At 45.6% G+C, this 13,121-nt stretch carries 10 protein-coding genes; 7 read left to right on the forward strand and 3 right to left on the reverse strand.

Going from position 1 to position 13,121, the window contains the following annotated elements; genetic code table 11:
- Positions 1 to 68: 68 nt before the first annotated feature.
- On the reverse strand, positions 69 to 2,189 hold the full coding sequence (recG, locus tag JT717_RS04790) for an ATP-dependent DNA helicase RecG (protein WP_205509117.1): 2,121 nt from the start codon (positions 2,187 to 2,189) through the stop codon (positions 69 to 71).
- Between the two features lie 341 nt (positions 2,190 to 2,530).
- On the opposite strand from recG, the gene JT717_RS04795 reads away from it, so the two are divergent.
- On the forward strand, positions 2,531 to 3,166 hold the full coding sequence (locus tag JT717_RS04795) for a DUF4136 domain-containing protein (protein WP_205509026.1): 636 nt from the start codon (positions 2,531 to 2,533) through the stop codon (positions 3,164 to 3,166).
- Positions 3,167 to 3,204: 38 nt separating this feature from the next.
- Entirely contained in the window at positions 3,205 to 3,834 is a 630-nt protein-coding gene (locus tag JT717_RS04800) for an outer membrane beta-barrel protein (RefSeq protein WP_205509027.1), read from the forward strand.
- Positions 3,835 to 3,962: 128 nt separating this feature from the next.
- Here JT717_RS04800 and JT717_RS04805 read toward each other — a convergent pair whose 3' ends face one another.
- Positions 3,963 to 4,514 carry a YqgE/AlgH family protein gene (locus tag JT717_RS04805; protein ID WP_014223435.1) on the reverse strand — a complete coding sequence of 184 codons (552 nt, stop codon included), beginning with the start codon at positions 4,512 to 4,514 and terminating at the stop codon, positions 3,963 to 3,965.
- A gap of 278 nt (positions 4,515 to 4,792) precedes the next feature.
- Here JT717_RS04805 and JT717_RS04810 point away from each other — a divergent pair, with 278 nt between their 5' ends.
- Positions 4,793 to 6,184: a sensor histidine kinase gene (locus tag JT717_RS04810; protein WP_240347817.1), complete on the forward strand. Its 1,392-nt coding sequence runs from the start codon at positions 4,793 to 4,795 to the stop codon at positions 6,182 to 6,184.
- Here the strand turns inward: JT717_RS04810 and JT717_RS04815 are convergent.
- Positions 6,135 to 7,391 carry an S-adenosylmethionine:tRNA ribosyltransferase-isomerase gene (locus JT717_RS04815; RefSeq protein WP_240347818.1) on the reverse strand — a complete coding sequence of 419 codons (1,257 nt, stop codon included), beginning with the start codon at positions 7,389 to 7,391 and terminating at the stop codon, positions 6,135 to 6,137. The genes JT717_RS04810 and JT717_RS04815 overlap by 50 nt on opposite strands.
- Before the next feature lie 1,398 nt (positions 7,392 to 8,789).
- Between JT717_RS04815 and mraZ the strand changes: the two genes are divergently transcribed.
- From mraZ to JT717_RS04835, 4 genes are all read left to right on the forward strand, one after another.
- Positions 8,790 to 9,254, forward strand: a complete 465-nt coding sequence (gene mraZ, locus JT717_RS04820) for a division/cell wall cluster transcriptional repressor MraZ (protein ID WP_205509029.1) — start codon at positions 8,790 to 8,792, stop codon at positions 9,252 to 9,254.
- Positions 9,255 to 9,266: 12 nt separating this feature from the next.
- Complete coding sequence (rsmH, locus tag JT717_RS04825; protein ID WP_205509030.1) at positions 9,267 to 10,193, forward strand: 16S rRNA (cytosine(1402)-N(4))-methyltransferase RsmH; 927 nt, start codon at positions 9,267 to 9,269, stop codon at positions 10,191 to 10,193.
- A 307-nt stretch (positions 10,194 to 10,500) separates the two neighbouring features.
- Entirely contained in the window at positions 10,501 to 10,836 is a 336-nt protein-coding gene (locus tag JT717_RS04830; protein WP_205509031.1) for an FtsL-like putative cell division protein, read from the forward strand.
- Between the two features lie 155 nt (positions 10,837 to 10,991).
- Complete coding sequence (locus tag JT717_RS04835; RefSeq protein WP_205509032.1) at positions 10,992 to 13,121, forward strand: PASTA domain-containing penicillin-binding protein; 2,130 nt, start codon at positions 10,992 to 10,994, stop codon at positions 13,119 to 13,121.

Below are 13,121 nucleotides of genomic sequence, written 5' to 3' on the forward strand. Positions count from 1 at the left end.
AATTGTAAATGCCATGAATAAGCAGTATTGGTTGATGGTGCAAATAAGATCGCCGGTTTCAAATATACCTACGATATCTTACTCCAGGCGGTTTTTCCCTGAAGCGACTGCAGGTAATTTTTAAGCTGCAAATTTGCTGCCGAGCTCAGGTCAGGATCGGTATCCAGTAATCGTTCGGCCATTTCACGGGCGATCTCGAGCCACTGTTTATCCTGAACGATGCTGGCCAGTTTAAAATTCAGGGCGCCGCTTTGGCGGGTGCCTTCAATATCGCCGGGACCACGCAGTTCAAGATCTTTCTCTGCTATTTTAAAACCGTCGTTCGTTGCACACATGATCTTTAACCGTTCCCGGGCTTCATTGTTCAGTTTTGAACCGGATAATAGTATGCAGAAGCTTTTTTCGCTTCCGCGGCCCACGCGGCCCCTTAGTTGATGTAACTGGGAAAGGCCAAATTTCTCGGCGCTTTCAATGACCATCACACTGGCGTTGGGAACGTCGACCCCTACCTCAATAACTGTGGTGCCCACCATGATCTGAGTGTCGCCGGTCTTGAAACGTTGCATATTGGTGTCCCGCACTTCATTTGTCTGCCGGCCGTGCACCATACTGATCCAGTATTTGGGTTCGGGAAAATACGCCTGCACATTTTCGTATCCTTTCATCAGGTTCTCGTAATCGAGCTTTTCTGATTCTTCAATAAGCGGAAAAACGATATATGCCTGCCGTCCTTTCGTGATCTCGGCCTTTATAAAGTCCATTACCTGGCTTCGAACCGTTTCATAACGATGTACGGTTAAAATAGGTTTGCGGTTGGGTGGAAGCTCGTCTATAATGCTGGTGTCCAGATCGCCATAAGCTGTCATGGCCAGGGTACGCGGAATGGGGGTCGCGGTCATCACCAGCATATGTGGTGGAACGGCCGCTTTGTTCCATAACCGGGCCCTTTGAGCTACCCCGAACCGGTGCTGTTCATCTACGATGGCCAGCCCCAGGTTTTTGAACTTCACCGTATCTTCCAGCAGGGCATGGGTACCTACCAGAAAATGAATGGAACCTTCTTCCAGCTGCTGCAGGATTTCTTTTCGCTCCTTTGTTTTGGTTGAACCGGTAAGCAGGCGCACGTTTACCGGCAGCGCTTTCAGCAGGCGGGCGATGTTATTATAGTGCTGCTGGGTAAGGATCTCGGTGGGCGCCATCAGGCAACCCTGATAGCCGTTATCAATGGCCAGCAGTAAGATAAGCAGGGCTACGATCGTTTTTCCACTGCCCACATCACCCTGCAGCAGCCGGTTCATTTGCTTGCCACTGCCGGTATCGCGTCTTATTTCTTTAATAACTCTTTTTTGTGCGTTGGTTAGTTCAAAAGGGAGATGATGCTCATAAAAACGGTTGAAGATCTCGCCTACCTGGCTGAACACAACTCCTCTCGAATACCGGTGCCGCTGCTGCCGCAACAGGCCCATACGTAACTGCGCAATGAAAAACTCTTCAAATTTCAACCGGTCCAGCGCCTGCTGCCATGTTTCAAAGTCGGGAGGAAAGTGAATGTTCACGAAAGCCTTGAAACGGGGCATCAGTTTAAGGGATGTCAGTACTGATTCGGGTAATATTTCAGGAATATTGGTTTCCTGCAACAATTTAATCAAAGTTTCTGTAAAATGCCCGATCTGTCTGCCTCCCATACCCCGGGATTTTAATTTTTCCGTGCTGGGATACACAGGCTCCAGGGTGCTTTTGCCTTCTTTTTTTTCGCGGCTGAAGACTTCCATTTCGGGGTGTGTGATCTGGGGCTGTCCCTGGAAAAAGCTCACTTTCCCATACACCAGGTATACCTGGCCGATGCTGAGATTTTTTTGAATATAGGTAATACCCTGGAACCAAACCAGTTCAAGGGTGCCCGAGGCGTCTTTTATTTCGGCCACCAGGCGTTTACTTCTTTTTTCGCCTACGATGCCGAAGCTTTTCAGTACGCCGGCAATTTGAATGAAATCGGTGTGCGGTGTTATATCGCGCACCAGGTTCACTTTGGTTTTATCGATATGGCGATAGGGAACAAGTTCGAGCAGGTCTTTAAAGGTGTAAATGTTCAGCTCTTTTTTGAGCAGGTCGGCCCGTTGCGGTCCTACGCCCTTCAGGTATTCAATGGGATTGGTTAATATGTCTACAGTTCCTTTTATGCGGCAAATTTAGTTGTTAAGTTGATAGGGTTGAAAGAGTTGATCCAGGAACTTGATGGGTTGGCAAGTGATAGCGTTGCCAGCGCAATTGCCAACTGCGAACTGCAAACTGTGAACTGTGAACTGAACTTTGAACTGTGAACTGGATTTGACTTTCACTTTTCTTTAAGCAACGGCTTGCAGCCATAAAAACGTCCTATATGCCCTGGGTCGTATAAGCGATTGGTTTCTATGACTCATATGTAAGGTTTTCAGTACATGTTAGTGTGCTGTTAAGGAATGGAAATTGCAAACATTCAGGCATTGGCTTTGTTTCCATTTTCAATATCAAGTATGTAAAATCAGTAGTTATGAAGAATATAGTATATGTGCTATTGGCAGGTGGGTTACTGGCTTTTACCAGTTGCAGAAAAGACCCCGTTAAAAACCTGGAGGGTGATGAAGGACAGATCTATATCACCAAACACTCCGACTCCGTTAATTACAGCTCATTTCGAACCTTCAGTATTGCCGATTCGGTGGCAGTGATCAGCGATAATAAGCTGGAAGGCAAAGTGCGTACGGAAGTAGATGCGGCTTACATCAATGCGGTGAAAGACCAGTTGGTGCAACGTGGTTACCGGCAGGTGGCCCGCGATCAGAATCCCGATCTAGGTATTAATATCAGCAGGGTATATAATACCTCAACCGGGGTATTTGATTATGGCCGGTATTGGGACCCTTATTACGGTTCATACTGGGATCCGTTTTATTGGGGTTATGGTGGTTACGGATATTATTTCCCTTCTTATTATTTAGGTACCTATTCCATAACGGAAGGGGCTATGTCGATCGACATTTTCAATTTAAGAGATGCCAAACAGACCAACACAATAAGCAATATCTGGAACGGACTTATCAGGGGTTCGGGCGTTTTTGGCGTTTCAGCCGCTAATACCGGCGTAAAAGCGCTTTTTGACCAAAGCACTTATTTCAGGGTATCTTAATGGCTATTCTCATTTATGAACACAAAAAAATCACAGATATGAAGACGCAGTTAAGGACGGCATTGATAAGCAGTCTGTTGTTTTTGGCAATTTTTCCTTTTGCCGCAAAGGCGCAGGAAAGGGAATTACAACTCGATATAAATTACAGTATAGGTATACCGGGCAGCACTTTTAAAACGGGTGCTGTTGAAAAGACATCTGCCCGCGGATGGACCGCCAACCTCATGTACAATGTTAGCAATAATATATCGATAGGGGTGGGCGTTGGATTCCAGGATTTTTATCAGAAGTATCCCCGCGCCGTATATAAAATGGAAGAAGGTGGTGAGGTATCCGCCGTGGTAACGAATTCCATTCAAACTATCCCCTTGCTGGCACAGGTGCAATACCGTTTTATGCCGGGCAAGGCCATTCAACCGTATGTTGGGGTAGGTGTAGGTGGTAATATGGTGGTATTTGATCAATACCTAGGTGAGTTTGAAAATTCGAGATCCAATTTCAAGTTCGCTGCCCGGCCCGAAGTGGGTGTGTTTATTCCGTTCAGGCCGCAGGGACCTGCCGGTATCCATCTTTTCGGAGCGTATAATTACATGCCTTACAAAGAAATGGGTGTTGACAACCTCAATAACTGGGGCGCAGGTATTGGGGTGAAGTTTCCCTTAAGATAATTACCAGTTACCGGTAAAATAAATGGCCGACCGTGTCAGGGCTTAAAGCCGTGACACGGTTTTTCTTATTTATAATGTAAGTTTTGAAGACTCGGTAACTGATTCCCCATTCGCCATTGACCATTCACCTAATTCAGCTGCGGATCCACCGGGAAATTGGCCATCATTTCATAATCGCCGCCGAGGTGTTTCAGCGATTCTTTCCAGATCTCATCGGCCTTGCGGTGAAAGACCAGTTTGCGGGTTGCCTGGGCGGTAAGCCATGATTTTTCTTTCAATTCATCATTTAACTGGCCGCTGCCCCAGCCGGAATAGCCTATAAAAAATCTTATTTTGGTGGTATCAATAGAACCAGCTTTAATGAGAGTAATTGCGGTCTCAAAATCGCCACCCCAGTAAATACCGTCCAGCACTTCATAGCTGCCGGGGATCAGATCGGGGTATTGATGCAGGAAGTGAATGGTATCCATTTGAACCGGTCCACCGTAAAACACCGGAAGTTTTAATTCATCCAGGTCGTTCATCAGCTCATTGAGGGTGTGGCCGAATACCCGGTTGATCACAAAACCAAAACTGCCTTCATCCTGGTGATCGCATAAGAAAACCACTGTTCTGCTGAAATTCGGGTCCTTCAAAAAAGGCTCTGCAATAAGTAATATACCTGGTCCTGGATTTACCATATTCTAAATTAGCACTTAAAACGACTAACCAAAATGATTGTTCAAAAAAATTAGGGATTCAATAAAACTTTTCTAAGTTAGCAGTGTGCTAACTTGGTAAATCTAAGTTAAACCATAGGCAAGGAATTTCGGGCCCTGGTGAACACTAAAATCGTTTATTAAATTTGCCGGTTAAAATTATCTGCTATGGGAATGGAATTTCCCAATAACCAAAGGAGAAAGTTGAAAAGGATAACCGGTAGATAATGACAAGTTCGGCGATATTAAAACCATATAATTTGCAGTTAAGGAAGATTTTTCCTGTTATTATCGTGCTCATCAGCTTATCGCTGATAGGGACCATTTACGTGCAATACAGCTGGTTGCGTACCATGCTGGTTGACAAACATGAGGAGTTTAAGTACAAACTCATCCGCGGTATCAATGATGTGGGAATGGTGCTCATGGAGCAGAAGGGCTCTCTGCCTTCCCTCAAGAATTACCGCACCCGGCCTGATTTCAGCTGGCCTTCCGAACAATTCAAAATGGAATTGATGAAGCCGCCCACCATTGCCCAGAAATTTACGGAACAGGAGGTTGCTGAAAAATTACACAAAGCTTTTGCTGCGCAGGGCTTGAAAGACATAAAGTTTGAATTTGCCATTACCTCGAACGTGAACCTGCTTTCTTACGAAATAAAATCCCGGGCCTTCCTGAACCAGGTAGAAGATACCGCCAGTGACCGCAACCTGGTCTTGTATTACCTGTTCCAGCCTCCCAGCGGCAGCGACCTCGAGAACCTGGTGCCCGAAGAGACCATGACCGTGGTGGTGCCCAACGTTAAAAAGATCGTATTGAGCGAAATGCGCTGGATGATCGTGGGTGCTATCTTCTTCACCCTCATGATCATCACGGCTTTTTATATTACCGTAAATGCCTTGCTGCGTCAGAAAAAACTGAGTGAGATCAAGAACGATTTCATTAATAATATGACGCATGAGTTCAAAACGCCCCTGGCCACCATATCCCTGGCCGTGGATGCCCTGCGCAATGAAAAAGTTGCCCAGGATCGCGAGAAAATGAACTACTTCAGCAGTATCATCAAGGAAGAGAACAAGCGGATGAACAAACATGTAGAAACCATTCTGCAGGCAGCGGTTATGGATCGCCAGGAAATTACGCTGAACCGGGTTCCCCTGCATGTACATAATCTCATCCATGAGATCATGGATAATTACAAACTGCAGCTGGAAGAAAAAGGCGCCCGGGCCGAACTGAGCCTGGACGCGCGCTTCGATTATATTGAAGCCGATGCCGTACACTTCCGCAACCTGATCTCGAACCTGGTAGACAATGCGGTAAAATATTCCAAAGAGAACCTGTTAATAAAGATCGCCACCTATAATACCAATAAATTCATAGGCATCCGGATCGAGGACAATGGGATCGGGATGAGCAAGGAAACCGTACGGCGCATCTTCGAAAAATTCTATCGGGCCCATACGGGTAATATCCATAACGTAAAAGGTTTCGGCCTGGGCTTAAGCTATGTAAAGACCGTAGTGGATGCCCACGACGGCAAGATCAAGGTTGACAGCGTATTGGGCAAAGGATCGGCCTTTACCCTCGAGATTCCATTGTTCAGGGAAAAAGCGAATGCCGAAACAGTAAACAGCCATCACCATAACTAAGGAAACGGAAATCGTTTGCTAACGCATACGAATACATTTTCCGCCAGTCGCTGCCAATAAAAGCGGCTACTAATAGCAACAGCGTCGATTGGGGCTGGTGAAAATTCGTGACCAGCGCCTGGGCAATTTGAAAGGAATAGCCCGGCGCGATCAGCAGCGATGTTTTAGTGATCAGGCGTTCCATTTTCCTGGATTGCAAGTATTGCAGGAGATTTTCCAATGCGGTTTTGGCGGGAACCGGCGTTCCATTCGCTTCATAAGGATCCCATTGTTGAACCACGAGATCTTTTAATGGCAGCTCGGGCCGATGGGTTGTTTTTACGCCCAGCCAGTAAAGGCTTTCTACAGTGCGTAAAGAAGTGGTTCCTACTACGGTGATCTGTTTATCAAGGTATTGCAATATTCTTTCAATAGTGCTGGTAGAAACATCAATGAACTCGGCGTGCATGGGATGCCCGCTCATGGTCTCGCTTTTGACCGGTTTAAAAGTACCGGCGCCAACATGCAGGGTAACATATTCACGGTGGATCTCTTTACTGTTCAGTTGTTCGAAAACCGCATCGGTGAAATGTAAGCCAGCGGTGGGGGCGGCTACCGATCCTTCCGTATTGGCATAAATAGTTTGATAGCGGTCGCTGTCAGCTTTTTCAACCGTCCGTTTTATATAGGGCGGAAGCGGAATATTACCCGCCACCTGTAACACTTCAGCGAAGGTGAGCGATGAAGGTGTCCACGACAGTTCGATAACAAAGCTGTCTTTTTCCTTGCCAAGATACCGGGCCTGCAGTACAATCTCTTCACCGTTCGAATGCATTTTCTTTTCCAGGATCTGACCTGGCTTCCATTTGCTGGCGCCACCGATAAGGCAGATCCAGGTGACCTGTCCTTTCTGGGTCATGGCACTCGTCATATCTGCATACTGGGGTGGTGGTTCCAGGCAAAAGATCTCAACGACGGCACCGGTTGGTTTTTGGAACAAGAGGCGGGCGGCCACCACTTTGGTATTATTGAAGATCAGCAGAGAACCGGCGGATAAATGCTCACCGATGTTGCGGTAAACAGACTCGGAAAGGTTGCCGTTTTTATAGATCAACAGGCGGGAACTGTCTCTTGCTGGGAGCGGGTGCCGGGCAATTTTTTCTTCCGGCAGCTCATAGGTAAAATCGTGAACTGATAAGTCTTTTGGATGCATCTGGTAGGCGGCCAACTGCCGCTGTTTTGATGAGGGGCAAAGGTAGGGAATAGATGGGCAAAGTATCGTATGTCTTAACTCGCTATTACAGTCAATGTCGCGGATTATCAGTTCGCAATCGGCAGTTGGCAAAGTATCCTATGTCTTAACTCGCTATTACACTCAATGTCGCGGATTATCAGTTCGCAATTGGCAGTTGGCAAAGTATCCTATGTCTTAACTCGCTATTACACGCAATGCTCGCGGTTTATCAGTTGGCAGTTGGCAAAGTGACTTATCTCATAGCTCGCTGTTACACGCAATGCTCGCGATGATCAATTGGCAATTTGCAGTTGGCAAAGTATCCTATGTCTTACCTCACTATTATTGCAAACCTTCCGCTTTATAGGTTGGTCAATTGCCTGTTGTCTATTGCCAATTGCCCATTGTCGCCGCTGGGATGACTGGTAAACGCAAATTCCTGCAGAGGAGAATTAAATGGCGGATACTGCACCCCTTTGGAAATAATATAGTGTGTTAGAGCGACTAAAAAATTTGAAAAAAAGTATAAACAATTAGCGGAAACTTGATATCGATTTAGAATTTAATTTATTCAAACAAAATATTGATGCGTATTTAATTATTTCGTAACTTGGTGTCATAGGATAAGGTTTAATGGTTAATGGTATTTGATTAGTGCAGCCTCCCCTCCGGGAGGCTTTTTTATTGGTGCCCGCCAAGAAAACAAATGCCGGTTTTAAGGCGGGTCCACTCGGTGTTTCAAAATGATGAGTGGTTACCTCTCCTGTTTTCTTCAGAGCGTCTTGCCCGATGCATTCAAAAGCTCCCCCGATCACAAATTCTTTTTAATTGCCTGGTCACTCCAGCGGATCGGAAATGACTATACACCAGTTATCGGATTTCCGCGGCAGGAACCTGATCCGGCGGCTTTCACCTGATAGCCATCTCATCGCTGGGGGGCTAAGGGGCCTGGCTGATCTGACACTTTCTCCCACCCAAAACATGGTCCCGATAAAAATCCCCCTTTTTTCCCACCAACCGCACTTCGTTTATATGGTTTTGACATTTTTTACCACCTGCACACACGGGGCCATCAGCTCCCACCAAGGTGATTTAAAGCCGTTTTTTGGCAGTTTTGGCCGCTTTTTACGGTCTGTTTATGAAGGTTAATGCTAAAAACGGCTTGAGGCAGGATTAATTCACAGCTTATGCACCGTTATGCACATTTATCCACATGCTTATGCACATGAAATTGGCTTTTTGGAAGGATGAAAATGGCCGAATTAATTGCTGCTCATCATTATACAAATAAAATTCCTTGTGGAAAAAATAATTTTTCACAATCTCGGTAAGAAAGTGGGAAAAAGTGTTATTTTGTGTAAGTATTAGATAGGCAGCTGCAACTCATTGTAAATGATACAATTTCTCGGAGAATACGAAGCAACCCTTGACGCTAAAGGGCGTTTTCTCCTACCGGCGGGCATTAAAAAGCAGCTACCGGAGGATGCAGGTGACCAATTTGTCATAGCTCGTGGTTTTGAAAAATGTTTGACTCTATATCCTAAAAAAAACTGGGATCCCATATTAGCTGAACTGAGTAAAGTTAGCGAATACAAAGCCGAAAATAGGGAGTTCCTAAGATATTTCACAATGGGTGCTACGCTGAGTGAATTGGATTCTGCCGGCCGGATGCTGATACCACCCAATTTAAAAGCCCACGCCGGGCTCGAAAAAGATATAGTGCTCGTTTCTGTTATTAATAAAATTGAGATCTGGGATAAAGGTAAGTACCAACAGTTCTTTGAGTCTTTTACACCGGAAAAGTACAGCGATCTGGCAGAGCGGGTAATGGGTGGTCAAAATACTACACAATTGTAATATTGTAATGTTATGAGTGAGCCTGTTTACCATGTGCCGGTCTTATTGCAGGAGGTGATCGATGGATTGAACATTCGACCCGATGGCGTTTATGTCGATTGTACCTTTGGTGGCGGTGGGCATTCCCTGGAAATCCTGAAACGGCTCAATGCCGAAGGACGGATGATTGTTTTTGACCAGGACGCAGATGCCCGGAAGAATGTGCCCGAAAATGATGATCGGATCATTTTTGTTCCGCACAATTTCAGGCACCTGCAGCGCTTTTGCCGCTTGCACCGAATAACCCAGGTAGATGGCATTCTGGCCGATCTTGGGGTAAGCAGCCACCAGTTCGATACCGCCGACCGCGGATTCAGCACCCGCTTCGAAGGCGACCTGGATATGCGAATGGACCAGCGGCAGGAACTGACCGCCTATGAAGTGGTGAACACTTACACCGAGCAGCAATTGCACAAATTGTTTGAACAGTATGGTGAAGTGACCAATTCAAAAACACTGGCAAGAACCATTGTTCAGGTGAGAAAAAATGTTTCGCTCAGGACCATCTCCAATTTTAAACAGGCCTTGCACTCCGTGGTAAAAGGAAATCCTCACAAGTACTTTGCCCAGGTATTTCAGGCTTTGCGTATTGAGGTGAATGATGAATTAGGCGCTTTGAAAGAAATGCTGCAACAGGTTCCCCCCCTGTTAAAACCCGCCGGCCGTGTAGCCATTATTACTTTTCATTCTCTGGAAGACCGGATCGTAAAGAATTTCTTTCGCAAAGGCAATTTCGAAGAAGAAGAAGTAGACATTGACCCGTTTGGGTTGCAAAGCAACCAGCCACCACTCAAAGCAGTAACCAAAAAACCAATCGTTCCAACCGAAGCAGAAATGAAACGGAATTCCCGCGCCCGTAGTGCCAGATTGAGAGTAGCGGAGAAGGTAGGGGAAGGTTGATAGATTAACACAATTGATAAAGTTGACAGAGTTGATAAAGTTCTTAAGTTATTCAGTTATTGAGTTGAAGGTGACAAGTGGAGAACGAAGTTCGGGAGTGCTGAAGATGAGGCATAATGATGTAATAAGAGAATGTATTTCATTAGCAAATCATCGCATTAGCAAATTAGCAAATCAACCATTGAGTTCTTATTCTCATAATAAAGGGTATTAAAAATTGCAATGTTCTATTGAATTACGCCTCGTGAATTAAGCTTACGTAGCGGTTAGACGGATAACACCTGTCTGACCGCTATTTGTTAAAAAAATGAGTGAAGAAAAAGAAATAGCACGCAGGAGAAGACAACGGAAAACCTTGTTCGGGTACAGGTGGATCGTGAAGAATATTCCTTTCTTCCTGTTCCTGTCGGCACTGGCAGTTGTGTACATCTACAATGGCCACTTCGCCGATAACACCGTGCGTAACATCAACAAACTGAACCGCGAGCTTAAAGAACTTCAGTACGAATACAAAACACTGAAAAGTGAAGTGATGTTCCGCAGCAAACAAAGTGAGCTGGCCAAGGCGGTACAGCCACTGGGCTTGAAAGAACTGACTGTTCCGCCCGCCGTGCTGGTTGATACGGCTGTGTTGGCAAGGTGAGTTGAAAAGTTGATAATGTTGAAAAAGTTGATAAAGGAAAAAGTAAGGGCGGGTAGCAAGTAGTAAGTAGCCAGTAGGGGAACCGAGACCGAAAAACAATAAGTTACGAATCAAGAGCCAACTAGCCACCAGCTATTAACCACCAGCTAATTCAAATGGAAGTAAAGAAAGACATATTATGGCGGGTGTACCTGTGCTTTCTGGGCATAGTGGTGTTCAGTATCGTAATACTGGGCCGGGCGGTGTACATTCAGCAGGTGCAGGGCGCTTACTGGCGGGAACAGGCAAAAGAGCAACAGCAAAAATTCGTAGAGATCGATGCACAACGCGGAACCATCTATAGTGAAGACGGCCGCATGCTCAGCACCTCTACACCATATTTTGATATTTATATTGATTTTGCAGCAGACGGATTAAGAGAAAAGAATGGGCAACGGTTCGAGAATAACCTTGATTCACTGTCACTTGGACTGGCAACGCTGTTCCCGGAAAAAAGCAAAGCCTCGTGGCGCCGGGAATTAAAGAATGGTTATCAAAAAAAGAACCGCTACTATTTGTTAAAAAAGAACCTGACATTTCAGCAATATAAACAGTTGCGTAGTCTGCCACTCGTGCGCGAGGGAAAGAATAAAAGCGGTTTCATTGCGGAGGTAAAAGATAAAAGATTGAACCCCTTTGGCCTGCTGGCAAACAGAACCATCGGGTTATCACGCGAATACATCGACAGCGGTGGCAACATGCGTAATATGAATGTGGGCCTGGAGAAAACGTATGACGAACATTTGCGTGGTGAAAGTGGAAAACGCCTGATGCGAAAAATTGCCGCTGGTGTATTTGTGCCGGTAGATGGTTCAGAAATAGAACCGCAAAACGGAAAAGACATTATCACCACACTGGATGTGAACATTCAGGACATTGCCGAAAATGCATTGCTCAATGTACTCACTGCAAATGAATGTGAATATGGCACTTGTGTTGTGATGGAAGTGGCAACCGGAAAAATAAAAGCCATTGCCAACCTGAGCCGCAGAGAGGATGGCAGCTATTGGGAAAACTATAATTACGCTGTGCAGGCATCTGAACCAGGTTCTACTTTTAAACTGGTTACTATGTTGTCGCTGCTCGAAGATCAATTAATAACTTTGCAGCAGCACATCAACCTCGAAGGTGGAAGCTGGAATGTGAACGGAAGAACAGTATACGATACAGAAGATCATGGCACAGACGCAACGATAAAGGAAGCATTTGAACACAGCTCGAATGTTGGTATGGCCAAGTTAACCATGACCTACTATGCCAAAAATCCGAACAAGTTCATAGATCACATTAAGAAACTGCGATTCGATCAACCAACCGGCATCGATCTGTTGGGCGAAGCGAAACCGGTTATAAAAACACCCAAATCAAGATCATGGAGCGCGACTTCACTACCGTGGATGAGTTTTGGGTACGAAGTAATGGTAAGCCCTTTGCAAACATTGATGTTGTACAATGCGATTGCCAACAATGGTAAGATGATGAAACCTTACCTTGTAAATGCAGTGCAGGAAAATGGCATGAAGATCCAGGAAAATCAACCGAAGGTAGTGGAAGAAGCAGTGTGCAGCCCCAAAACATTAAAGCTCTTACAACAATGTCTGGAAGGTGTTTGTGTAGAAGGAACCGCCGCCGAATTATTCAAAGGCGCGCCTTACAGGGCAGCCGGTAAAACCGGAACTGCGCTGATGGCCAACGGCAGCAGGGGCTACCGCGATCATATTTACCAGTCATCCTTTGCCGGTTATTTTCCGGCCGAACATCCGCAGTACAGCTGTATTGTTGTGATCCGTAACAAACCATTTGCACCGGTTTATTATGGCGCCAAAATAGCAGGTCCGGTGTTCAAAGAGATCGCTGACAAGTTGTATGCATTGAATGCAGACCAGAGCCGGGGTTTAAAACAGATGGCGCTGAAAAAAGACAGCAGCAATTATTTATACGCCGGTTCAACGGAAGATATAAAAGATGTGCTGGAGAAACTGAGGATAAAATACCGCGACTCGGCGAAGACCGATGAATGGGGGCACATGTACGCGGTGAATTATCAGCCGGTCGTGAATAACAGGAAAGTGGCCAATAATATTATGCCTGATATCAGGGGCATGGGTATAAAAGATGCATTGTTCCTGTTGGAAAATAGAAAAATGAAAGTGGTGTTCCGCGGCAGGGGAAAAGTGATCAGTCAGAGTATAGAACCGGGCACCTACGTTAACCATCATCAAACAGTGACTTTAGAACTGAACTAA

The organism is Longitalea arenae, from assembly GCF_016924755.1.
Taxonomy (GTDB): Bacteria; Bacteroidota; Bacteroidia; order Chitinophagales; family Chitinophagaceae; genus Niastella; species Niastella arenae.